Origin of the sequence: Rhodoplanes sp. P11 (assembly GCF_964266735.1) — a bacterium.
Taxonomy (GTDB): Bacteria; Pseudomonadota; Alphaproteobacteria; order Rhizobiales; family Xanthobacteraceae; genus Rhodoplanes; species Rhodoplanes serenus.
In genome coordinates this window covers 592,511-614,090 of record NZ_CAXWGY010000016.1, presented here as the reverse complement: position 1 = coordinate 614,090, position 21,580 = coordinate 592,511, and the positions used below count along the sequence as shown (strand labels likewise).

Annotated in this window: 24 protein-coding genes; 4 read left to right on the top strand and 20 right to left on the bottom strand. The window is 69.7% G+C overall.

The genetic code is table 11. The features are described from left to right. Positions 1-85: 85 nt before the first annotated feature. Complete coding sequence (locus ACFQUV_RS14555; RefSeq protein ID WP_244601573.1) at positions 86-619, top strand: GtrA family protein; 534 nt, start codon at positions 86-88, stop codon at positions 617-619. Beyond that, positions 616-2,139: an NAD(P)/FAD-dependent oxidoreductase gene (locus tag ACFQUV_RS14550; RefSeq protein ID WP_129609017.1), complete on the top strand. Its 1,524-nt coding sequence runs from the start codon at positions 616-618 to the stop codon at positions 2,137-2,139. Before ACFQUV_RS14555 ends, ACFQUV_RS14550 begins: the two co-directional genes overlap by 4 nt. A gap of 227 nt (positions 2,140-2,366) precedes the next feature. Here the strand turns inward: ACFQUV_RS14550 and ACFQUV_RS14545 are convergent, their stop codons facing one another. The 5 genes from ACFQUV_RS14545 to ACFQUV_RS14525 all read right to left on the bottom strand — a co-directional run bounded on the left by ACFQUV_RS14545 (position 2,367) and on the right by ACFQUV_RS14525 (position 6,269). Next, positions 2,367-2,966 carry an SCO family protein gene (locus ACFQUV_RS14545; RefSeq protein ID WP_165363874.1) on the bottom strand — a complete coding sequence of 200 codons (600 nt, stop codon included), beginning with the start codon at positions 2,964-2,966 and terminating at the stop codon, positions 2,367-2,369. A 44-nt stretch (positions 2,967-3,010) separates the two neighbouring features. Then, positions 3,011-3,280, bottom strand: a complete 270-nt coding sequence (locus ACFQUV_RS14540; RefSeq protein WP_129609019.1) for a hypothetical protein — start codon at positions 3,278-3,280, stop codon at positions 3,011-3,013. Positions 3,281-3,429: 149 nt separating this feature from the next. After that, entirely contained in the window at positions 3,430-4,257 is an 828-nt protein-coding gene (locus ACFQUV_RS14535; protein WP_129609020.1) for a GDSL-type esterase/lipase family protein, read from the bottom strand. A gap of 4 nt (positions 4,258-4,261) precedes the next feature. Then, positions 4,262-5,065, bottom strand: a complete 804-nt coding sequence (locus ACFQUV_RS14530) for a GDSL-type esterase/lipase family protein (protein ID WP_129609021.1) — start codon at positions 5,063-5,065, stop codon at positions 4,262-4,264. A gap of 46 nt (positions 5,066-5,111) precedes the next feature. Then, the gene (locus ACFQUV_RS14525; protein ID WP_111384945.1) at positions 5,112-6,269 is read right to left on the bottom strand and encodes an OpgC domain-containing protein; all 1,158 of its coding nucleotides are present in this window, start codon (positions 6,267-6,269) and stop codon (positions 5,112-5,114) included. A gap of 317 nt (positions 6,270-6,586) precedes the next feature. Here ACFQUV_RS14525 and apaG point away from each other — a divergent pair, with 317 nt between their 5' ends. Then, positions 6,587-6,982 (top strand): Co2+/Mg2+ efflux protein ApaG, encoded by a 396-nt coding sequence (gene apaG, locus ACFQUV_RS14520; RefSeq protein WP_111384944.1) that lies wholly within the window; start codon positions 6,587-6,589, stop codon positions 6,980-6,982. A 16-nt stretch (positions 6,983-6,998) separates the two neighbouring features. On the opposite strand, the gene ACFQUV_RS14515 is transcribed toward apaG, so the two are convergent. The 3 genes from ACFQUV_RS14515 to ACFQUV_RS14505 form a co-directional block, all read right to left on the bottom strand. Next, positions 6,999-7,991 (bottom strand): Hsp33 family molecular chaperone, encoded by a 993-nt coding sequence (locus tag ACFQUV_RS14515; protein WP_129609022.1) that lies wholly within the window; start codon positions 7,989-7,991, stop codon positions 6,999-7,001. A gap of 114 nt (positions 7,992-8,105) precedes the next feature. Then, positions 8,106-9,038 (bottom strand): ornithine carbamoyltransferase, encoded by a 933-nt coding sequence (argF, locus tag ACFQUV_RS14510; protein WP_129609023.1) that lies wholly within the window; start codon positions 9,036-9,038, stop codon positions 8,106-8,108. Next, complete coding sequence (locus ACFQUV_RS14505) at positions 9,035-10,255, bottom strand: aspartate aminotransferase family protein (RefSeq protein WP_129609024.1); 1,221 nt, start codon at positions 10,253-10,255, stop codon at positions 9,035-9,037. Before ACFQUV_RS14505 ends, argF begins: the two co-directional genes overlap by 4 nt. A gap of 406 nt (positions 10,256-10,661) precedes the next feature. Between ACFQUV_RS14505 and ACFQUV_RS14500 the strand changes: the two genes are divergently transcribed. Further along, entirely contained in the window at positions 10,662-11,162 is a 501-nt protein-coding gene (locus ACFQUV_RS14500) for a GcrA family cell cycle regulator (RefSeq protein ID WP_111384940.1), read from the top strand. Between the two features lie 105 nt (positions 11,163-11,267). On the opposite strand, the gene ACFQUV_RS14495 is transcribed toward ACFQUV_RS14500, so the two are convergent. The 12 genes from ACFQUV_RS14495 to pstS form a co-directional block, all read right to left on the bottom strand. After that, entirely contained in the window at positions 11,268-11,573 is a 306-nt protein-coding gene (locus ACFQUV_RS14495) for a copper-binding protein (protein ID WP_371851705.1), read from the bottom strand. Between the two features lie 25 nt (positions 11,574-11,598). Continuing rightward, the gene (locus tag ACFQUV_RS14490; protein ID WP_129609025.1) at positions 11,599-12,069 is read right to left on the bottom strand and encodes a plastocyanin/azurin family copper-binding protein; all 471 of its coding nucleotides are present in this window, start codon (positions 12,067-12,069) and stop codon (positions 11,599-11,601) included. 11 nt (positions 12,070-12,080) lie between these two features. Continuing rightward, positions 12,081-13,484 (bottom strand): multicopper oxidase family protein, encoded by a 1,404-nt coding sequence (locus ACFQUV_RS14485; protein WP_129609026.1) that lies wholly within the window; start codon positions 13,482-13,484, stop codon positions 12,081-12,083. Positions 13,485-13,500: 16 nt separating this feature from the next. Then, entirely contained in the window at positions 13,501-14,988 is a 1,488-nt protein-coding gene (locus tag ACFQUV_RS14480) for a TolC family protein (protein WP_244601571.1), read from the bottom strand. Next, a complete protein-coding gene (locus tag ACFQUV_RS14475; RefSeq protein ID WP_129609027.1) occupies positions 14,985-15,218 on the bottom strand; it encodes a hypothetical protein in 234 nt (77 codons plus the stop codon). Before ACFQUV_RS14475 ends, ACFQUV_RS14480 begins: the two co-directional genes overlap by 4 nt. Before the next feature lie 155 nt (positions 15,219-15,373). Next, positions 15,374-15,991 carry a hypothetical protein gene (locus ACFQUV_RS14470; RefSeq protein WP_129609028.1) on the bottom strand — a complete coding sequence of 206 codons (618 nt, stop codon included), beginning with the start codon at positions 15,989-15,991 and terminating at the stop codon, positions 15,374-15,376. Between the two features lie 93 nt (positions 15,992-16,084). Then, positions 16,085-16,786, bottom strand: coding sequence for a phosphate regulon transcriptional regulator PhoB (gene phoB, locus ACFQUV_RS14465; RefSeq protein ID WP_111384935.1), 702 nt, complete (start codon positions 16,784-16,786; stop codon positions 16,085-16,087). 58 nt (positions 16,787-16,844) lie between these two features. Next, complete coding sequence (phoU, locus tag ACFQUV_RS14460) at positions 16,845-17,558, bottom strand: phosphate signaling complex protein PhoU (protein WP_111384934.1); 714 nt, start codon at positions 17,556-17,558, stop codon at positions 16,845-16,847. Positions 17,559-17,634: 76 nt separating this feature from the next. Then, positions 17,635-18,468, bottom strand: coding sequence for a phosphate ABC transporter ATP-binding protein PstB (pstB, locus tag ACFQUV_RS14455; RefSeq protein WP_129609029.1), 834 nt, complete (start codon positions 18,466-18,468; stop codon positions 17,635-17,637). Then, positions 18,465-19,304: a phosphate ABC transporter permease PstA gene (gene pstA, locus ACFQUV_RS14450; RefSeq protein ID WP_129609030.1), complete on the bottom strand. Its 840-nt coding sequence runs from the start codon at positions 19,302-19,304 to the stop codon at positions 18,465-18,467. Before pstA ends, pstB begins: the two co-directional genes overlap by 4 nt. Positions 19,305-19,308: 4 nt before the next feature. Beyond that, positions 19,309-20,301 carry a phosphate ABC transporter permease subunit PstC gene (gene pstC / locus ACFQUV_RS14445; protein WP_244601572.1) on the bottom strand — a complete coding sequence of 331 codons (993 nt, stop codon included), beginning with the start codon at positions 20,299-20,301 and terminating at the stop codon, positions 19,309-19,311. A 170-nt stretch (positions 20,302-20,471) separates the two neighbouring features. After that, on the bottom strand, positions 20,472-21,530 hold the full coding sequence (gene pstS, locus ACFQUV_RS14440) for a phosphate ABC transporter substrate-binding protein PstS (RefSeq protein ID WP_111384930.1): 1,059 nt from the start codon (positions 21,528-21,530) through the stop codon (positions 20,472-20,474). Positions 21,531-21,580 lie beyond the last annotated feature (50 nt).

The following is a 21,580-nucleotide window of genomic DNA, read 5'->3' as shown; positions in this document are numbered from 1 at the left end:
ATTAAGGTTCGGCTGCGACAGTCGGCTCCGTGAGCCGGCGCGGCCGACCGTCGGCCGAACGCTGCGGGACGGGGCCTTGCGGGACGTGAGCATGACGGCGGCGGCGAGCCACGAGCACGGCGGAGGCGTGGACCGCGCCCCGCGCAAGGTGTCGGCAGTCGACCGGCCGCCCCTCGGCGCCGCGGCGCGCGACCCGCTGGCGCCGCTGCTGGCCCGCCTGCCGCGGCCGCTGCGCTTCCTCGGCGTCGGCGGCGTCGGGCTCCTCACCGATCTCTCGGTGTTCACCGCGATCCCGCAGCATCTCGATCATCCGCTGACGGTGCGGCTCGTCTCGCTCGCGGTGGCGACGCTGGTCACCTGGCGGCTCAACCGGGCACTGACCTTCGCGGCCAGCGGCCGCCGGCAGCACGCGGAGGCGATGCGCTACGCCGTCGTCACCGCCGTCGCCCAGGGCACCAGCTACGCGGTGTTCGCCGCCCTCGTTCTCACCGTGCTCGGCGCCATCCCGCAGGCCGCCACCGTGATCGGCGCGGCGATCGCCGCCCTCGTCTCCTACAACGGGCACCGGCTCTACGCCTTCGCGCCGGCCGCCGCCCGCAACGGAGTGTTCGACCGATGAGCATCCACACCGACGTGTTCGTGATCGGCGCCGGCCCGGCCGGGCTCACCGCGGCCTACTGCCTGAGCAAGCACACGCCGTCCGTGATCGTGATCGAGAAGGACCCGGTGCATGTCGGCGGCATCAGCCGCACGGTCCGGCACGGCGATTTCCTGTTCGACATCGGCGGCCACCGCTTCTTCTCGAAGTCGCGCGAGGTGGTCGACCTGTGGAACGAGATCCTGCCCGACGACTTCATCGAGCGGCCGCGGCTGTCGCGCATCTACTACGGCGGCAAGTACTACTCGTATCCGCTCAACGCCATGGAGGCGCTGCGCAACCTGGGCATCGTCGAGAGCACCGCCTGTGTGCTGTCCTACCTCAAGGCGCGCGCCACCCCGATCCGCGAGCCGGCGACCTTCCACGAGTGGGTGCGCAACCAGTTCGGCGAGCGGCTGTTCTCGATCTTCTTCAAGACCTACACCGAGAAGGTGTGGGGCATGTCGTGCGACGACATCTCGGCCGACTGGGCCGCCCAGCGCATCAAGGGGCTCGATCTCAAGGTCGCGGTGATGAATGCGCTCGCCCGCTCGTTCGGGAGCGGTGGGCCGAAGCCGGCGACGCCCGGTGAGCCGGTGGTCAAGACGCTGATCGAGACGTTCCGGTATCCGCGCAAGGGTCCCGGCATGATGTGGGAGGCGGCGGCGCGCAAGATCCGTGCGCGCGGCGCCGAGGTGCGGATGGGACGCGACCTCGTCTCGCTCACCTACGACGCGCGCCGCCAGCTCTGGGACATCGAGGTGGCGACCGCCGACGGGCCGGAGCACTACACGAGCTGGCACGTCATCTCGTCGGCGCCGCTCGCCGAGCTCGTCGACAAGATCCGTCCGCGGCCGATCTCGACCTTCCAGGCGCGGGCGCTGCGCTACCGCGACTTCCTCACCGTCGCCCTGATGGTCGATCAGCCCGACCTGTTTCCCGACAACTGGATCTATGTCCACGATCCCGCCGTGAAGGTCGGCCGCATCCAGAATTTCCGCTCGTGGTCGCCCGAGATGGTGCCGAGCGGCAAGACCTGCCTCGGGCTCGAATACTTCTGCTTCGAGGGCGACGGCCTGTGGTCGGCGCCGGACGACGCGCTGATCGCGCTCGCCACGAGCGAGATCGCGCAGATCGGCCTGATCACTGCGGCCGAGGTGACGGGCGGCTGCGTGGTGCGCCAGCCGAAGGCGTACCCGGTCTACGACGACGCCTATCGGGATCACGTCGCCACCATCCGGCGCGACATCGCGCTCGGCTATCCGAACCTGCATCTCGTCGGCCGCAACGGCATGCACAAGTACAACAACCAGGACCACGCCATGATGACCGCGATGCTGACCGCGGAGAACATCCTGGCGGGTGAGCGCCGTTATGACGTGTGGGCCGTCAACGAGGACGCCGAGTATCACGAGGCGGGCCGCGAGGGCGTGAGTGACGGCCGCGCGGCGGCGCTGGCGAGCGAGCGGCAGGTGCCCGGCAAGGTGTCCGACGCGGCGTAGAACAGCGCTCTGCCGGCCTTCACCTCTCCCCGCTGGCGGGGAGAGGTCGGATGTCACGCGCTCGCGCGAGACATCCGGGTGAGGGGGCGCCGCGGTTCGATCCGAAACGCCCCTCACCCGGCTCGGACCTGCGGTCCTCGCCACCCTCTCCCCGCTGGAGCGGGGCGAGGGAAGAGGCGCCCTCATGGCTAGCGGGGCGAGGGAAGAGGCGCCGTGCTACAGGCGGATCAGAAGTACTTTCTCAGCTCCGCCGCCGCCTCCTCGGGCGGCCGCTTCATGTTGAACGGCGCGACGAAGCGGCCCTGCTTGTTCATCAGGTAGACGATGGCGGTGTGGTCCATGGTGTAGTCGCCGCCTTCCAACGGGACCTTGCGGTAGTACACCCGGAACGTCTTGGCGACGGCCGCGATCTGCTCGGGCGTGCCGGTGACGCCACGCAGATGCGGATCGAAGCTCGACAGGTAGTCCTTCAGCACGGCGGGGGTGTCGCGCTCGGGATCGACCGAGACGAACAGCATGCCGGTGCGCGACGCATCGGGGCCGAGAGCGCGCAGCACCTCGGATGCCTCGAACAGCGCGGTCGGGCAGACGTCCGGGCAATGGGTGAAGCCGAAGAACATCAGGAACGGCTTGCCGCGCAGATCCTCGTTCGAGATCGGCTTGCCGTCCTGGTCGGTGAGCCGGAACGGCCCGCCGACCGCGGCCGCCTGCTGGACGGCGCCGCCGGAGCCGAGCCGGCCGGTCGCCAGCAGGACGAGGCCGAAGCACAGCACCAGGCCGAGCCCGAAGACGGCGGCCAGGAGGGCGATGCGCGACGCGCGGGACACCACGATTGTCGTCTCCTCGGGAGTTGGAGGGCAGGGACGCCGGCTCAGAAGCAGGCCGCGATGCCGGCCAGGATCACCTCGTAGAACACCGCCGGCCCCCACACGGCCCACAGGCCGAGGGTGCCGGCGATCAGCACGGCGGCGAGCGCCGCCAGCACGAGACCGGCGCGGCGGCCGATCCCGCTGCCGCTGCCGCCGCCGGCGGCCGTCGGCTGCGCCGGAGCCGCGGCCTCGGGTCGGTTCGGGGGCGTGGCCATGCGGCCGGACGGGCTGATCGCGGGGCCGGCGGTCTCGGACAGCGGATGGCTCGTCATGGTCGACCTGCGCCTCGTCGGCGGGCGGCCGCCTGCCGCCCGCATCCGTCCCCCGACATAGGCCGAGGTGGCGGTTCCGCCAAGGGCGTGTCCGTCGCGGAGGGTGGTGCGGTGCTTCGCCGTTTGCGCGACCGCAATCGCGGCGCGGCTCAGGGTGCCGGGCGCGGCGCCGAACGGACCGGCGGCGCCGCCGCGATGGTGGCGGGACGGGTCGCCGCCTCGCCGATCGCCTCGGCCACCAGCCGGCCGAAGCAGGCGTAGCTCCAGTCGTTCATGTGCAGCCCGTCGGCGCCGATGAAGGTGTCGACCGGAATGTGCTCGGTCTCGTGCCAGCGCTTCATCACGGCGAAGCGTGGGAACAGGTCGGCATGGCCCTCGCGGGCGAGCGCCGCCAGAAGGTCGATCATCTCGCGGGCCTGCGGCCGCGCCAGCACCGAGGGGGCGTATTGCGGGTCGATCAGCACCACGTCGATGCCGAGCTCGCGCAGGCGCGTCACGCCCTGGGTCACCAGAGCCTTGATGGAATCAAGCGAGTGGCCGCGCAGCAGCGCGTTGGTGCCGATCTGCCAGAGCACCAGGTCGGGCTTCTCGGCCACCACGCTGGCCTCGAAGCGCGCCATCATCTCGTGCGCGTCCTCGCCGTTGACGCCGCGGTTGAGCACCCTGACGGGCTGGTCCGGCAGGATCTCGCGCAGGCGGGCGGCGAGCCGGCTCGGATAGGAGGCGTCGGGCGAGGAGGCGCCGGCGCCGGCCGTCGAGGACGAGCCCAGCGCCACGATGGTGAGCGGCTGATGCTTGGCGATGCGCTCGGCGGTGCGGGCGAGGCGGTCGGCGAAGCGGGTCAGGTCGGCCTGCGACCGGCACGGCGGCGCCGCCACGTCGGTCGCGCAGGCGACACCGGCCAGCCCCGCGAGCACGAGAGCGACAATCCCGACGAGCCCGGCGGCCCGCGGCCAGGGAAGGAATGAATGCGGCATGGCGTCAATCGTTTGTCTTCTCGCCCTGGGTTGTCAAGGCGGCCCCCTCGGTCACCAGGCGGGTGAGCAGGCGCCCGAAGCAGTCGTGGACCCGCTCGGCCATGTCCATCTTCTTGGTGGCGGCGTTCAGATCGAAGACGCCGGTCTCGTTCCAGTGCTTCATCACGGCGAAGCGGTCGAACAGGTTGACCGCGTGCTGGAGGGCCACGAAGCGCATCACGTCGGCATAGGCCGAGACCGCGATCATGGACTCGGTGCGCGGGCTGAACTGCATGTTCATCAACACGATATCGGCGCCGCCGGCGCGCAGCGAGGCGACGCCGTCCTCCAGCGCGGTGCGGAAGTCCTCGGGGTCGATGCCGCGGATCGCGTCGGCTGTCCCGGTCTGCCAGATCACCAAGGCGGGCTTCTGGGCGGCCAGCACCGGGGCGATCTCGCGCTCCATCTCGGCGGCGCTCTGCCGGGCTTTCGCGTAAGGAGTGACCCGGACCGTGACGCCGGGCAGCTCTGCGGCGAGCGCAGCCTCGAAGCGGGCCGGATAGGACTTGCCGCTGCCGGCGGGGCCGGCGAGCGCCGACGAGGCGCTGCCCAGCACGGCGATGTCGAGGCGCTTGGCGGCGATCGCCTCGGCCACTCGGGGCATCGGGAAGTCCGCCTGCACCAGCCCGTCCGGAACCTGGCACAGAGCCGCCTCCGGCTCCGCCCAGGCGCCGCCGACGAGCCACAGGCCGGCCAGGGCCGGCAACAGGCCGGCGAGGACCGGCAGGGCACGGCGGAGAACGGCGCGGGCCACAACGGCACCCGTCATGATAAACCACCGATCATGGTGACCGCGGTCCCTGGCGAGCCACGGGTCATGGCGAGCTCCCGGCCGGATCGGCGCCCGCTCGCGGTCGCCCCCCGGCCTGGCGGCCCTCGATGGTCTTGTACCAGGACATCAGCGCCGCCGCCCCAATCATAAGCATAACGCCGACAGTGCTGACAAACACTTGCATGGCGATGCCGTCCGACACCTCCGCCATGAGGAAGTGCGCCGCGAAGGCCAGGAACACCCCCATGCAGAAGACTTCGAGGGAGTGCTGGCCGCACAGCACCGCCGGCCGCAGCCAGCGCGACCGCAGCACCGGCCAGCCGGCCGGCACGAACCGCACGGTCAGCACCGCGAGGGCGAAGAAGTGGGCCAGCCGGAGCACGTCGAGATTGGTCTTGTCGATCGGATACATCCACTCCGCCAACGCCTTAGGGACCCAGCGGGTCCATGGCGGCACGTACCAGGTCAGCACGATCGCGAAGGACAGCACGAGATAGACGATCGCGAGCCCGACCACCCAGGGGGACCGGATGAAGCCGCCGATCCGCGTCATGCCGCCGAGCGCGCACCACGCCCCGAAGGCGAACAGGAGCTGCCAGGCGAACGGATTGAACACCCAGTGGCCGCTCGGATAGGCGGGCAGGTTGACGCCGAACTCCCAGGCCACCGCGTAGATCGCCACGGTCACGAACAGCGCCACGGTGGGGGACCGCAGCAGCAGCCACACATAGGGCGGAAAGGCCGCGAGCAGCGCGATGTAGAGCGGTAGAACGTCCATGTTGGCGGGCTTGAACTTGAGCAGCAGCGCCTGCACCAGCGTCACGTCGGGCTGCCGCAGGAACTCGAAGACGCCCATTTCCTCGGCGTAGAGCGGGTTCTCGAAGCTCGCCGCCACATAGGCGATCTCGGCCATGTAGATGGTGAACAGGAAGATGTGGGCGACGTAGACCTGCCAGGCGCGCCGCAGGATGCGGGCGCTCGCCACCACGAAGCCGCGCTCCCGCATGGTGGCGCCGTACACGAAGGCGGCCGTGTAGCCCGAGATGAAGACGAAGATCTCGGTGGCGTCGCTGAAGCCGTAGTTGCGGATGGTGATCCAGCTCACGACGTTCGACGGGATGTGGTCGAGGAAGATCAGCCACAGGGCGAGGCCGCGGAAGAGATCGAGGCGAAGGTCGCGCTCGGTCGGGGGAGGAGACATGCGGGCCGTCCAGGGTCGATCGTCGCAGGCGGGCGGCGCCCGGCGTCGTGCCGGTCGTCGTCCGTGGCCCGTGCCGCACCGCGATGCACCGCGAGCCGTGGCCTGCTTACCATCCGTCTACCGGGATGGCGACGCACAGGATCGCGACGCAAGAGGTCGCGACGCACAGGATCGCGACAATTGGGGCGATCCGAGGACGGTGACCGGACGCCTCCGTGGCGCCGCGGGCGCACCCGGCCATGGCGAGACGGCTGGCCGCCGCTATACTGGCGCCCTGTCCCGCGGCCGGTCGCCGCGGCTGTCGACCGGCGAGGGCCATGTTCACAGCACGCACCCGCGACATCGAGGTCAAGGTGACGCCGCGCTTCCTGCCGGAGCGGTCCTCGGCCGAGCAGCGTTACTACTTCTGGGCCTACACGATCGAGATCACCAATCACGGCGCCGAGACGGTGCAGCTCGAAAGCCGGCACTGGCGGATCACCGATGCGAACGGACGGCTTCAGGAGGTGCGGGGAGCGGGCGTAGTGGGCGAGCAGCCGGTGCTGGCCCCGGGGGCATCCTACGAATACACCAGCGGAGTGCCGCTGCCGACCGACTCGGGCTTCATGGTCGGCACCTACGAGATGGTGTCGGAGGCCGGTGAGCGCTTCGAGATCGCCATTCCGGCCTTTTCGCTCGACGCCCCGCGCGGCAAGCCGCGGGTGGTGAACTGAGGCGGAGCCGCAGTCCTCACGCCGTCGGGCCGGTCACCTCGTCGGCCGTGAAGGTGTAGCGGGTGTTGCAGAACTCGCAGGTCACCCCGATGCGCCCGTCCTCCACCATGGCGACGCGCTCCTCGGCCGAGAAGCTGCCGAGAATGCCGGCCACCCGCTCGCGCGAGCAGGAGCATTTCGCCTCGACGGCGGCGGCGCGGAACACCCGCACCCCGTGCTCGTGGAACAGCCGGTAGAGCAGCCGCTCGGTGGACAGCGCCGGGTCGAGCAGCTCCAGGTCCTCCACCGTGGCGACCAGCGCCTGGCCCTCGACCCACGCCTCGTCCTCCGGCACCTCGTGCGGAACGGTGCCCTCCGGGGCGTCGCCGGGATCGAGATCGGGGCTGCGCATCCGCTCGGTGGACTTGGGCAGGAATTGCAGCATCAGGCCGCCGGCCCGCCAGCGCCGGCGGGCGCCGCCCGCGGCGGCCGCGAACTCTTCGGCGACCGCCAGGCGGACGCGGGTGGGGATCTGCTCGGAGCGCAGAAAATATTCGTGCGCGGCCTCCTCCAGAGTGCCGCCGCCGAGCGCCACCAGCCCCTGGTAGCGGGTCATGTCGGCGCCCTGGTCGATCGTCATGGCGAGATGGCCGCGGCCGAGCAGGTCGGCATCCGAGGGGTTGGCCAGCGCCGCGACAGCGTCATGGTCAAACTGGGCGTAGGCGCGCACCAGCCCGGGGCTGCGCCAGTCGACCACCAGCATCCGCACCGGCCCGTCGGTCTGGGTTTGCAGGATGAAGCGGCCGTCGAACTTGAGCGAGCTGCCGAGCAGCACGGTGAGCACGACGGCCTCGCCGAGCAGCCGCGATACCACCGTCGGGTAGTCGTGACGGGCGAGGATGTCGTCGACCATCGGGCCGAGCCGGACGGCGCGGCCGCGCACATCGAGCGCCGCCACCTCGAACGGGATCACCAGATCGTCGTGCGGGACGGTATCGGGCTCGCGGGACGGGATGGGGGTCTCGGTCATCGGTCTCCGTCAGCGGTGTCCTGGGCGTCCGGGGGCACCGGGGTGCGAGGCGCGCCGACGCGACCGGGCGCCGCCGGCACATCCGCCCGCGGCGGCCATGTCGGCCCTAGATAGTCACGATGCGGCGGCTTGGAAGCACCAGGCCAGGATGCCCTTCTGGGCGTGCAGGCGGTTCTCGGCCTCGTCGAACACCACCGACTGCGGTCCGTCCATGACGCCGGCCGTGACCTCCTCGCCGCGATGGGCGGGCAGGCAGTGCATGAACACCGCGCCGGGGGCGGCCTTGGCCATCAGCCGCTCGTTGACCTGGTAGGGCTTGAGCAGGTTGTGGCGGCGGGCGCCGTCGGCGTCGTCGCCCATCGACACCCACATGTCGGTGAGGATGCAGTCGGCGCCGGCGACCGCCGCGTCGGGATCGGTGCCGATGTGGATGGCGGCGCCGGTCTTCTTCACCCACTCCACGAGCGCCGGCCGCGGCGCCAGCTCGGGCGGCGTGGCGACCGCCAGCTCGAAGCCGAACCGCTCGGCCGCGTGCATCCACGAGGTCAGCACGTTGGAGGCATCGCCCGTCCAGGCGACCTTGCGGCCACGGATCGGGCCGCGATGCTCCTCGAAGGTCATCACGTCGGCCATCACCTGGCAGGGGTGCGACAGCTTGGTGAGGCCGTTGATCACCGGGATGGTGGCGTGGCGGGCCAGCTCCTCGACGCGGTCGTGATCGAGGGTGCGGATCATGATGGCGTCGACATAGCGCGACAGCACCGCGGCGGTGTCGCCGATGGTTTCGCCGCGGCCGAGCTGGAGCTCGCTGCCGTGCAGCACGATGGTGTCGCCGCCGAGCTGCCGCATGGCGACGTCGAACGACACCCGGGTGCGGGTCGACGGGCGGTCGAAGATCATCGCCAGGATCTTGCCGGCGAGCGGCTTCGGCTGGCTGCCGGGCGCCGCCTTGACGGCCTGCTTCATGGCGCGGCTGGCGTCCAGCATGCCGCGCAGCTCCGCCTGCGAGATGTCGATCAGATCGAGAAAGTGTCGAATGCCGTTCACCCCTTGATTCCTTCCAGCTTGGGGGTGCTCTGGGACGATGCCGCGCTCTCCTGCGCGAGGCGGGTGGCGGCGCGGTCGATCCGCTCGATGGCGTCGGCGATCTCCGCCTCGCCGATCACCAGCGGCGGCAGCAGGCGCACGACATTGTCGCCGGCGCCGACCGCCAGCATCTTCTCGTCGCGCAGCGCCGCCACCATCCGGTCGTTGGGCACCACGCAGGCGAGACCGAGCAGCAGCCCCTCGCCGCGCACCTCGCGGATGATGGTCGGGTGCCGGTCCTTGATCTCGGCGAGCCGCTGCTTGAGCAGCAGCGCCTTGCGCTCGACCTCCTCCAGGAAGCCGGGCGCCAGCATCACGTCGAGCACCGCATTGCCGATCGCCATGGCGAGCGGGTTGCCGCCGAAGGTCGAGCCGTGGGTGCCGGCCGTCATGCCCTTGGCGGCCTCGGCGGTCGCCAGGAAGGCGCCGACCGGGAAGCCGCCGCCGAGCGCCTTGGCGATGCCCATCACGTCCGGCGTGACGCCGGCCCGCTGATGGGCGAACAGCGAGCCGGTGCGGCCCAGGCCGGTCTGCACCTCGTCGAAGGCGAGCAGCAGCCCGTGGGTGTCGCACAGCTCGCGCAGCGCCCGCAGCGTCGCCGGCGGCATCGACCGGACACCGCCCTCGCCCTGCACCGCCTCGACCAGGATGCCGGCCGTCTGCGGCCCGATGGCCGCCTTGACGGCATCGAGATCCGCGAACGGCACCTGATCGAAGCCGTCCACCGGCGGGCCGAAGCCGTCGAGATACTTCTTCTGTCCGCCGGCCGCGAGCGTCGCCAGAGTGCGGCCGTGGAAGGCGCCCTCGAAGGTGATGATGCGGTAGCGTTCCGGCTGGCCGTTGGCGGCGTGATACTTGCGCGTCAGCTTGATGGCGCCCTCCAGCGCCTCGGCACCGGAGTTGCAGAAGAACACCAGGTCCGCGAAGGTCACGTCGCACAGGCGCGCGGCCAGCCGCTCGGCCTCCGGGATGCGGAACAGGTTGGAGACGTGCCAGACCTTGTCGGCCTGCTCGCGCAGGGCCGCGACCAACGCCGGATGAGCGTGGCCGAGGGCGTTGACGGCAACGCCGCCGGTGAAGTCCAGATAGCGCGTGCCGTCGGTGGCGACGAGCCAGGCACCTTCGCCCCGCTCGAAAGCGAGATCGACGCGGGCGTAGGTCGGCAGAAGATGCGACATGTCGGAGTGTTCGCAGTCGGAGTGTTCGCAGTCGAAGTGGTCGCGGGCGCCATGTGCTCGCAAGCGACGTGGTTCGCGGGCACAGAAACGAGACGTGCCGCCTCACGGGGCGGCACGGTGCGGGCATTCTAGGAGCGTGCGGCGCGGTGTCAACCGGACGGGACGTGACCACGGCGCCACGCGCCGACTCGAAAGCGCCATGAATTGTGGATGCAATACTGGGGACTCTTGCGCGGGACTCGCGCGATATAGTAGCGTTTTTTAGGTAGACATACGACATCTCGTGCGGCGGACTGCTCTCTAGGTTTCACTGCTGTCATGCGTACCCGCCGGTGGAGAGGCACCGCCGCGCGGCGATGGTGGATTCTGCGAGCTCGTCCTGCCGCCGCGGGGCGATGAGGGACACATGTGGACCGACGAGCGCGTGGAACTGCTGAAGAAGCTATGGAACGACGGGCTTTCCGCGAGCCAGATCGCCGCCGAGCTCGGAGGGATCACCCGTAATGCGGTGATCGGCAAGGTTCACCGGCTGGGCCTCTCGGGGCGGGCCAAGAGCCCGGCCGCGGCGGTTCCCCGCCAGCGCAAGCCGCGCGCCGCGCAGCCGATGATGCGGGTGGCACGGCCGGCGATGCGCGGCAACACGGCGTTGGCGCGCGCGCCGATGTACGAGGTCGAGTACGAGCAGGAGGCCGACGCGGTCGCCACCGTGGTGCCGATGGGCCAGCGCTGCACGCTGCTGGAGCTCGGCGAGGGCAAGTGCCGCTGGCCGGTCGGCGATCCCGGCGCCACCGACTTCTTCTTCTGCGGCGGCCGCACCTCGGACGGCCTGCCCTACTGCACCTATCATGCGCGCATCGCCTACCAGCCGGTCGATCGGCGGCGCGACAAGCGTCTGGTGCGGAGCTGATCCGCGCCGCCGCCCCGACGGGACGGTCGTCCTCGTCGGAGCGGCCGGCGACTGGACGGAACGCCGCGGTGGTTCGCTAACCGGGGCGAAGCCTCCGGGGCGGCGTTACTTGGCCTTCTGGATCTTCGTCACGGTCAGGCGGCCGTTGACCCGGTCGGCCTCGAACCGCACCTTGTCGCCCGCCTTCACGGCGTTCAGCATGGCCGGATCGGCGACACCGAACACCATGGTCATGGCTTCCATGTCGAGATTCTTGATCGGCCCGTGCTTGAGGGTGATCTTGCCCTGGGCCTGATCGACTTTCGTCACCTCGCCGGCGGTCGAGGCGCCTTGGGCGGCGGCCGGCGGGGACAGCATGGCGGTCGCCGTCACGGTGCCCATCAGGGCCATCATCGCCATCAGCTTGGTCATTCGTCTGCTCCTGTCGTAGGGGTCGTCATTTCACCGTGACGGTGCCGAACATGCCGGCTTCGCGGTGACCGGGGATCAGGCAGGAGAAATCGAACTCGCCCGCCTTGGTGAAACGCCACACCAGCTCGTCCCGTCCCTTGGGGGCGAGACGGCGGGCATTGGGGTCGTCGTGCTCCATGTCGGGGTTCTTCCGCATCGACTCGCCATGGGCGAGGTTCTCGGCGAGCGTGCCGACCACCATCTCGTGGTCGAGCTCGCCCTCGTTGCGGATGACGAAACGGATCTGCTCGCCCTTGCGGACGGCGACCCGGTTCGGCACGAACTCCATCCGGCCGTCGGACTCGCGCATGACGATCTCGACGACACGCGAGGATCGCTTCGGGCTGCCGGGCTCGCCATACGCCCGCGCCGCGCCGTGGCCCGGATCGGCGAGCGCCGGCACCGGCGGCGTCAGGGTGAGGGCCGCGAGAGCGACCAACAGGCTTCGTGTCAGCATGGCGGTTCTCCTCAGTGGTTGTGGTGGCCGGAGCGGCCGCGCGGCTTCACCACCTTGACGTCGACGGCGGGATCGGCGGCGGGCTTGCCGGCGCCCGCCGGGGCACGGTCGGCGCTGCGCTCCGGGCCCTTCCACTCGAACGCCACGGTGCCCTCGGGGTGCTTGAACCAGCCCGGGTCCTTGTAGTCGCCGCGGGCGAGGCCCTCGCGCACCTTGACGACCGAGAACATGCCGCCCATCTCGACCGCCCCGAACTGGGCGAAGCCGGACATCATCGGCAGCGTGTTCTCGGGCAGCGGCATCTCCATCTCGCCCATGTCGGCCATGCCGGCCGAGCCCATCGGCATGTAGTCGGGCATCAGGCGGCGGATCTTCTTGGCGACCTCCTTCTTGTCGACGCCGATGAAGTTGCGCAGCGAATGCCCCATCGCGTTCATGGTGTGGTGGGCCTTGTGGCAGTGGATCGCCCAGTCGCCCGGCGCGTCGGCGACGAAGTCGAAGGCGCGCATCTGCCCCACCGCGCAGTCGATCGTCGTCTCGGGCCACGCCGCTTCTTCCGGCACCCAGCCGCCGTCCGTGCACGACACCTTGAAGTCGTAGCCGTGCATGTGGATCGGGTGGTTGGTCATGGTCAGATTGCCGAAGCGGATGCGCACCCTGTCGCCCTTGCCGACGACCAAGTGGTCGATGCCCGGCCACACCCGGCTGTTCCAGGTCCACAGGTTGAAGTCGGTCATCTCGGCGACGCGCGGCACGTACGAGCCCGGCTCGATGTCGTAGCTCGCCATCAGGAAGACGAAGTCGCGGTCGACGCGGCGGAATGCCGGGTCCTTCGGATGGGCGACCAGGAAGCCCATCATGCCCATCGCCATCTGCACCATCTCGTCGGCGTGGGGGTGATACATGAAGGTGCCGCTCTTGCGGATCTCGTACTCGTACACGAAGGTCTGGCCCGGCTTGATCTGCGGCTGGGTGAGGCCGCCGACGCCGTCCATGCCGTTCGGCAGCAGCATGCCGTGCCAATGGATGGTGGTGTGCTCGGGCAGCTTGTTGGTGACGAAGATGCGCACCTTGTCGCCTTCGACCACCTCGATCGTCGGACCCGGCGACTGGCCGTTGTAGCCCCACAGATGCGCCACCATGCCCGGCGCGAACTCGCGCACCACCGGCTCGGCGACCAGGTGGAACTCCTTCCAGTCGCCGTTCATCCGCCACGGCAGCGTCCAGCCGTTGAGGGTGACCACCGGCTGGTAGTCAGGGCCGGTGGTGGGCACCAGCGGCGGCTGCATGGCGGGCGACGTCATGGTCGGCGCCTCCGGAATCGACGCCGCCTGGACGCGACCCGACACGGTGCCGGCCCCGATCAGGGCCGCGGCCCCGGACGCGCCGAGAAAGTTTCGTCGAGAGAACGTCATGGGTCTGTCCTCCTGATCAGTCGCCGTCGCCGCCGGCGACCGCCTGCGGTCCGGGCACTGCGCCGGCCGTCGCGATCGTGGTGCCGATACCGACGCTTCCGCCGCTCACTCCACCGCCGATGATGGCGCACTGGAAGTCGATGCCGGCGATGAAGAAGTCGCGCTTGGCGGCGATCGCGGCGACGTTGCTCTGGATGCTCTCGCGGGCCGTGGTCAGCAGCTCGAACACGTCGATCAGCATGCCGTTGTATTCGAGCTGCACCTGCTCGTTGATGGTGCGGCGGAGCGGCAGGATGCGGGTCTGATAGAGCGTCGCGATGTCGTGGCTGGCCCGGTAGGTCAGGTAGGCGGCGCGGGCCTCCGAGCGGACGTCGACAGCCTTCTCGATCAGCCGGTTGACGCCGTCGCGGTAGATGTCGGCCGCGGCCCGCACGTTGGACTCGCCGAGATCGAACAGCGGCACCTGGAGCTCGACCTCGAAGCCGCGCGACACCCTGCGCGGCTCCAATGGCGCAGCGCGGTCGCGCGACTCGGAGCGCCGTCCGGACGCACTGAGAATCGAGATGAAGCGGGTCGCGTCGGTGAGTCCGTAGGCGCGGGCGACGGCGTCCAGCTCGAGCCGCGCCGCGATCAGATCGACCCGTTGGCGGACCGCGGCCTCCTCGGCCTGCTGGACAGTCTGGATTCGCGGCATAGCCGGCAGGCGGCCGGGCAGCCGGAAGTCCAGATCGGAGCCCCACAGACCCATCAGCCGCGTCAGCGCCTCGCGCTCGGTGCCGGCCCGCAGCCGCGCCTGGGCGAGTGCATTTGACACCTCGGCATAGAAGGCGCCGGCACGGGCCTGATCGAGCTTCTTGGCCTCGCCGGTCCCGCCCAGCTTGCGCATCAGGTCGGCGGCCGCATCGGCGGACAGACGCGCCTGCTCCAGGAACGTCACCGTCTCGCGGGCGGCGACCGCCCGGTAGTAGGCCCGCCGCGTCTCGGCGGCGAGCCGAAAGGTCGCCTCGATGGCGCGCTGGCGATCGGCCTCGAACTGCGAACGGGCGATCTCGGTGCGCAGCGGCAGGGTGATCAGCGCCAGCACGTTGGCGACCACGCGGCGCTCGATCTCCAGCTCGCTGCCGGTGGTGGTGCGGCTGAAGCCGAACGCCGGGTTCGGCGGCAGGCTCGCCTGCACGAACTCGGCCTCGGAGACGCCGAGTGCGTTGTAGGCGGTTTGCAGGCCGCGATTGTTGAGCAGCGCGATCTGGACCGCGCGGTCGGCATCCAGCGGCCGGCTCAGCAGGGCGTCCACACGCGAGCGGGCGTAGGCGGCCGCCGCCGGCGAGTCGATCTTGACGGCCTCCATGCCGATCGACTGGCCGACCCGTCCGGCGACCGGCCCCATGGCCCCGTCGGGCGAGAAGTAGACGCAGCCGCCGAGGGTGCTCGATGCGAGCACGAGGGCGACGAGCCGCCGCGGCGGCGTCGGCCGGGGGCCGACCATGCGAGCGGCCGGCGTCATCGGTGGCCTCCCGCTCCGGACTTCGGCTTCGGTGCGACCTGCTGGTTCTGCTCCGCCCAGGGCTTCGGGTCGATCGGACGGTAGTCGACGGTGCCGGCCGTCACCGACCGATAGCGTGTCGGCGCCACCGGCACGTCGGGATCGGCAGGATCGAGCCCCACCGCCATCGGGGGAGGGACCGAGCATGCGGACAGGATGGCCGACAGTGCGGCCAGCACGGCGATCTTCATGGAAAGCAACCTCGATGTCGGTCCCGGTCACCGGACATCCGGGGGCGCGCCGGCAACGATGCGAGCCGCATCGTCGCCGGAGCCGGCGGACAACCCGAGAACGGACAGGGAGAGCGGAGCCGATGGTCGCGTCGCCCCGACGGGGCGGACGGCGACTAGCAGTCGGTCGATCTCGGCGGACGATCGAGGCGCACCGCGAGCGACTTTTCGAAGCCGAGGTCGGGCGGTGACGGATCGGCAGCAGCGGTCAGCAGCATCATGGCCGTGACCGGAACGACGGGCGGGAGCGTCGCATGACAGGTGGCGGCGCCGCAGCAGGGGCCGTTCGGCGTGCTGTGCGGGGCCGCCGGGTCGCAGCCGCCGGCTGCGTCGGCTGTCGCGTGACACGACAACGCTGCCGAGGCGGAACGCTGGAGGCCGTCCTCGCTATCGTGCTCCTGCGCATCTCCGGAATGCGTGCCGGACTCGTCACGATCGGACAGCGTCTGCCCGGCATGCGAGTGCCGAGCATGATGCGACGTCGTATTCACATGATGATGGGCGGCGACGCCGATGGTCATGCCGGTCCTGATGATGCCGGTCGGCAGCTCCTGGGCCGACAATGCCCATCCCAGGCCCGCCGTGACAACGGCGAGCAACGTGACGAGCACGAAGCCGGGATAAGCGCGTCGCATCATGTTAAGTGAATATACGGATTGCGCCCCCGGAGGCAAGACGAACGGCGTCGATTGCTGCGAGGTCCCGGCGCGGTGTCGCGTGGAGACAACACGCACAGGTGCTTGAGCACCGGGCCGGGTGCGATCTTGCCGTTTCTCACGTCGACGCGCCTGTCCGGCGACAGCCCGCTGCATTGCACAGCGTGCCGATCAGGCGTCCGCACCGTAGCGGTCGTTGAGCGCGTAGCCGGCACCGCGCACGGTGCGGATCGGGTCGGAGCGCTGGCCCCGGTTGAGCGCCTTGCGCAGGCGGCCGACATGGACGTCGACGGTGCGCTCGTCGATGTAGACGTCGCGGCCCCACACCCGATCGAGAAGCTGCTCGCGCGAGAACACGCGGCCGGGATTCTCCATCAGGAATTCCAGCAGGCGGAACTCGGTCGGTCCGAGCGGCACGTCGCGCCCGCCGCGCGACACCCGCTTCTTCTCGCGGTTGAGCTCGATGTCGCCGGCGACGAGCACCGAGGCGACGCGCTCCGGCTTGGTGCGGCGCAGCAGCGCCCGGATGCGGGCGATCAGCTCGGGCACCGAGAACGGCTTGACGATGTAGTCGTCGGCCCCGGTGGCGAGGCCGCGCACCCGCTCGCCCTCCTCGCCGCGCGCCGTCAGCATGATGACCGGGAGCTGCTGGGTCTCGGTGCGCCCGCGCAGCCGGCGGATCAGCTCGATGCCCGACAGGCCCGGCAGCATCCAGTCGACGATGGCGAGATCGGGCGGGTTCTCCTTGAGGCGGAGATCGGCGTCGTCGCCGCGTCCGGCGGCGTCGACCGCATAGCCTTCGGCCTCGAGGTTGTAGCGCAGCAGCAGCGTCAGCGGCTCCTCGTCCTCGACGATCAGGATTCGTGCGGCCATCCGATGTGGTTCCTCTCGGGGGATCGCCGTCGCGACGAGGCGCGCGACGGTGACGGGGTCAGGCGTCGAACGGCACCACGGTGCTGGACGTGGTGTCGCCCTTCGGCCGCTCGTCGGCGAGGGCGCGGCCCTCGATCATGTAGTAGACCGTCTCGGCGATGTTGGTGGCGTGGTCGCCCATCCGCTCGATGTTCTTGGCGCAGAACAGGAGGTGGATGCAGATGCCGATGTTGCGCGGGTCCTCCATCATGTAGGTCAGGAGCTCGCGGAACAGCGAGTTGTTGACGGCGTCGACGCCCTCGTCGGCCCGCCACACGCCGATCGCCTTGGCGAGGTCGCGGCGCGCATAGGCGTCGAGCACGTCCTTGATCTGCGACAGCACCAGCTCGGTCATGTGCTCGACGCCGCGCATCACCTTCTGGGTGAGGAACTCGCTGTCGAGCGCCACCACCCGCTTGGCGATGTTCTTGGCGAGATCGCCGATCCGCTCGAGGTCGTTGGAGATCCGCAGCGAGCCGACCACCTCGCGCAGGTCGACCGCCATCGGCTGCCGGCGCGCGATGGTGAGGATCGCCCGCGCCTCGACCTCGCGCTGGAGGACGTCGATGCGGGTGTCGCCGGCGATGACACGCTGGGCCACGGTGAGGTCGCGGCGCGACAGCGCGTCGACGGCGTCGACGATCTGCTGCTCGGCGAGCCCGCCCATCTCGGCGACCATGCGGCCGAGCTCTTGCAGGTCGCTGTCGAACGCCTTGTGCGTGTGGTCCATCATGGACGTCACCCTTCCTGATCTTGGCCGGGACGCGGTGTCGGGAACCGGGTCGGGGCGGGGCCGGTGGGAGCGGCGGTCAGCCGAACCGTCCGGTGATGTAGTCCTGGGTCCGCGGGTCGACCGGCGAGGTGAACATCTTGCTGGTGGTGTCGAACTCGACCAGCTCGCCGAGATACATGAACGCCGTGTAGTCGGAGACGCGGGCCGCCTGCTGCATGTTGTGGGTCACGATGGCGATCGTGTAGTCGGTCTTCAGCTCGTCGATCAGCTCCTCGATCTTGGCGGTCGAGATCGGGTCGAGAGCCGAGCAGGGCTCATCGAGCAGGATCACCTCCGGCTGCACCGCGACCGTACGGGCGATGCACAGGCGCTGCTGCTGGCCGCCCGAGAGGCTGAGCCCGTTGGCCGAAAGCTTGTCCTTCACCTCGTTCCACAGGGCGGCGCGCTTGAGCGCCTGCTCGACGCGGCCGTCCATCTCGGATTTCGGCAGCGGCTCGTAGAGTCGGATGCCGAAGGCGATGTTCTCGTAGATCGACATCGGGAACGGCGTCGGCTTCTGGAACACCATCCCGACGCGCGCTCGCAGCAGGTTGAGGTCCTGCTTGGCGTCCAGGATGTTGTTGCCGTCGAGCAGCACCTCGCCCTCGGCCCGCTGGTTCGGGTAGAGGTCGTAGATGCGGTTGAGGATGCGCAGCAGGGTCGACTTGCCGCAGCCGGACGGGCCGATGAACGCAGTGACGCGCCGGGCGTAGAGCGAGACCGAGATGCTCCTCAGGGCGCGGTTGTCGCCGTAGTAGAAATCGACGTTCCGGATGGCGACCTTCTCGTCGGCGTCCGCCAGGGCGGCGCGCGCCGCGACGACCGGAGCCGGAACCGTGTTCGATCCGTGGGACAGGCCGGTGGAGCTCATGAATTGGTCCTCGTGGCCGAGAGGGCGCGCGCCGAGATCGACAGCGCGAGCACCGCGAAGGTGATGATCAGGGCGCCGGCCCAGGCGAGCTTCTGCCAGTCCGGATAGGGGCTCATGGCGAACTGGAAGATCACCACCGGCAGGCTCGCCAGCGGCTGCGTCATGTCGGCCGAGAAGAACTGATTGTTCAGGGCCGTGAACAGCAGCGGCGCGGTCTCGCCGCTGATCCGCGCGATCGCCAGCAGGATGCCGGTGACGATGCCGGCGCGCGCCGCCCGGTACGACACGTTGGCGATGACATGCGAGCGCGGCAGGCCGAGCGCGGTGGCCGCCTCGCGCAGCTCCTTCGGCACCGTCAGCAGCATGTCCTCGGTGGTGCGCACCACCACCGGCACCACCAGCACGGCGAGCGCCAGCGAGCCGGCGATGCCGGAGAAGTGGCCGAGCGGCCGTACCACCACCTCGTAGATGAACAGGCCGACCACGATCGAGGGGGCGCTGAGCAGGATGTCGTTGATGAAGCGCACCACGCTGGTCAGCATCGAGTAGCGGCCATACTCGGCCATGTAGGTGCCGGCCAGGATGCCGATCGGCGTGCCGATGGCGACCGCCACGCCCGACATCATCAGGCTGCCGACGATCGGGTTGAGCAGGCCGCCGGCGCTGCCGGGCGGCGGCGTCATCTCGGTGAACACCGCCACCGACAGGCTGCCGAAGCCGTTCCACAGCAGGGCGCCGAGCACCAGTACCAGCCAGCCGAGACCGATCACGGTGGCGACGACCGACAGCGTCATCACCACACTGTTGGCGAAGCGGCGACGTCGATAGAGCATCATGGCGTCACCCGATCTTCCGTTCGATGCGCATCAGCATGTAGCGCGCGATGGCCAGCACCACGAAGGTGATGACGAAGAGAATGAGGCCGAGCGCGACCAGCGACGAGGTGTAGAGGTCGCCCAGCGCCTCGGTGAACTCGTTGGCGATGGTGGCCGAGATGGTGGTGCCGGGAGCGAGCAGCGAGCCGGAGATGCGGTGCGCGTTGCCGATCACGAAGGTCACCGCCATGGTCTCGCCGAGGGCGCGGCCGAGGCCCAGCATGACGCCGCCGGTGACGCCGACTCGGGCGAACGGAATGACCACGTGGCGGAACACCTCCCAGGTGGTGCAGCCGAGGCCGTAGGCCGCCTCCTTGAGCACCGGCGGCACCGCCTCGAACACGTCGCGCGAGATCGAGGTGACGAAGGGCAGCACCATGATGGCGAGGATGAGCCCGGCGGTCAGCACGCCGATGCCGTAGGGCGGCCCGGCGAACAGGGTCGAGAGGATCGGCACCGGGCCGAACAGGTCGATCAGCGCCGGCTGCAACGTGTGCTGCAAGAAGGGCGCGAACACGAACAGGCCCCAGATGCCGTAGATGATGCTGGGGATGCCGGCGAGCAGCTCGATGGCGATGCCGATCGGCCGGCGCAGCCACATCGGGCACAGCTCGGTCAGGAACATCGCGATGAGGATGCCGAACGGCACCGCGATCGTCATGGCGATCAGCGAGGTGACGAGCGTGCCGTAGATCGGCGCCAGCGCGCCGAACTTCTCGGTCACCGGGTTCCAGCGCGAGGTGGTGAGGAAATCGAGGCCGAACGCCTGCAAGGCCGGCAGCGCGCCTTCGATCAGCGCCACGATGACGCCGCCGAGGATCACCAGCACCGAGACGGCGGCCGCGAATGTGATGGTGCGGAACGAGCCGTCGATCAGCCGCAGACGACCCAGCAACCGAAGACGATCGGGCGGGGACGACACGGCGGCGGGAGCGTCACGCAGAGCAAGGTCGACCACGGGCTGTCTCCGCCGAAGCATGACTGAGTTCTCTCCAGACGACGGCCGCCAGAGTGGCAGCGGGGCGGGTGCGGTGCGGCCCGCCGGACGATACGCCGGCCCGTCGTCGGACGCGAGAGGAGGGGGCCGTCGAGCCCCCTCCCGAGGGGCGTGCGGTGGAAAACCCGGAGCTACATTCCGAACAGCGGCTTGCCGCTCGCGTCCTTGATCTCGGCCGCCCAGGTCTTCTTGACGCTGGCGACGACGTTCTCGGGCATCGGGATGTAGTCGAGCTCCTCGGCCATCTTGTCGCCCTTCTCGTAGGCCCAGGCGAAGAACTTGAGGGCGTCGGCGGCGACCGCCGGATCGGTCGGCTGCTTGTGCATCAGAATCCAGGTCGCGGTGGTGATCGGCCAGGTGTCGGCGCCGGGCTGGTCGGTGATGATCACGCCGTAGCCGGGAACCGAGGTCCAGTCGGCGCTGGCGGCCGCGGCCTGGAACGACTTCATCTCGGGCGCGACGGCCTTGCCGTCCTTGTTGGTCAGCCGGGTGTGGGTCAGCTTGTTCTGCTTGGCATAGGCGTACTCGACGTAGCCGATCGAGCCCTTGGTCTGCGCGACGTTGTTGGCGACACCTTCGTTGCCCTTGGCGCCGATGCCGGTCGGCCACTGCACCGAGGTGGCGGAGCCCACCCGATCCTTCCACTCGGGGCTGACCTTCACCAGGTAGTCGGTGAAGTTGAAGGTGGTGCCGGAGCCGTCCGAGCGATGCACCACGGCGATCGCCTGCTTGGGCAGCTTGACCGACGGGTTGAGCTTGGCGATCGCCGGGTCGTCCCAGCTCTTGATGTCGCCGAGGAACATCTTGGCGAGCGTCGGACCGTCGAGCACCAGATCGCCCGGCTTGATGCCGTCGACATTGATGACCGGCACGATGCCGCCCATCACCATCGGGAACTGGACGAGGCCGTCCTTCTCGAGCTGCGGGCCCTTGAGCGGCGCGTCGGTGGCGCCGAACGTCACGGTCTTGGCCTGGATCTGCTTGATGCCGCCGCCGGAGCCGATCGACTGATAGTTGAGGCCGATCCCGGTCTCCTTCTTGTAGGTGTCGGCCCACTTCGCGTAGATCGGGTACGGGAAGGTGGCGCCGGCACCCGAGATGTCGGCGGCCACCGCGGGCGCGAGCGACGCCGCCAGGACCGACGACGCCACGATGGCGCCGGCCGCGATGAGGGTTCGGTGAAGCTTCACGGGGAGGTCTCCTGTCGTGGATGCACCGCACGAGGCGGACGCAATCGCAC

Coding starts and splice junctions, on each gene's coding strand:
- ACFQUV_RS14550 (WP_129609017.1), top strand. CDS start 616: ATGAGCATCCACACCGACGTGTTCGTGATCGGCGCCGGCCCGGCCGGG.
- ACFQUV_RS14540 (WP_129609019.1), bottom strand. CDS start 3,280: ATGACGAGCCATCCGCTGTCCGAGACCGCCGGCCCCGCGATCAGCCCG.
- ACFQUV_RS14535 (WP_129609020.1), bottom strand. CDS start 4,257: ATGCCGCATTCATTCCTTCCCTGGCCGCGGGCCGCCGGGCTCGTCGGG.
- ACFQUV_RS14530 (WP_129609021.1), bottom strand. CDS start 5,065: ATGACGGGTGCCGTTGTGGCCCGCGCCGTTCTCCGCCGTGCCCTGCCG.
- ACFQUV_RS14525 (WP_111384945.1), bottom strand. CDS start 6,269: ATGTCTCCTCCCCCGACCGAGCGCGACCTTCGCCTCGATCTCTTCCGC.
- apaG (WP_111384944.1), top strand. CDS start 6,587: ATGTTCACAGCACGCACCCGCGACATCGAGGTCAAGGTGACGCCGCGC.
- ACFQUV_RS14515 (WP_129609022.1), bottom strand. CDS start 7,991: ATGACCGAGACCCCCATCCCGTCCCGCGAGCCCGATACCGTCCCGCAC.
- ACFQUV_RS14505 (WP_129609024.1), bottom strand. CDS start 10,255: ATGTCGCATCTTCTGCCGACCTACGCCCGCGTCGATCTCGCTTTCGAG.
- ACFQUV_RS14500 (WP_111384940.1), top strand. CDS start 10,662: ATGTGGACCGACGAGCGCGTGGAACTGCTGAAGAAGCTATGGAACGAC.
- ACFQUV_RS14495 (WP_371851705.1), bottom strand. CDS start 11,573: ATGACCAAGCTGATGGCGATGATGGCCCTGATGGGCACCGTGACGGCG.
- ACFQUV_RS14490 (WP_129609025.1), bottom strand. CDS start 12,069: ATGCTGACACGAAGCCTGTTGGTCGCTCTCGCGGCCCTCACCCTGACG.
- ACFQUV_RS14485 (WP_129609026.1), bottom strand. CDS start 13,484: ATGACGTTCTCTCGACGAAACTTTCTCGGCGCGTCCGGGGCCGCGGCC.
- ACFQUV_RS14480 (WP_244601571.1), bottom strand. CDS start 14,988: ATGACGCCGGCCGCTCGCATGGTCGGCCCCCGGCCGACGCCGCCGCGG.
- ACFQUV_RS14475 (WP_129609027.1), bottom strand. CDS start 15,218: ATGAAGATCGCCGTGCTGGCCGCACTGTCGGCCATCCTGTCCGCATGC.
- phoB (WP_111384935.1), bottom strand. CDS start 16,786: ATGGCCGCACGAATCCTGATCGTCGAGGACGAGGAGCCGCTGACGCTG.
- phoU (WP_111384934.1), bottom strand. CDS start 17,558: ATGATGGACCACACGCACAAGGCGTTCGACAGCGACCTGCAAGAGCTC.
- pstB (WP_129609029.1), bottom strand. CDS start 18,468: ATGAGCTCCACCGGCCTGTCCCACGGATCGAACACGGTTCCGGCTCCG.
- pstA (WP_129609030.1), bottom strand. CDS start 19,304: ATGATGCTCTATCGACGTCGCCGCTTCGCCAACAGTGTGGTGATGACG.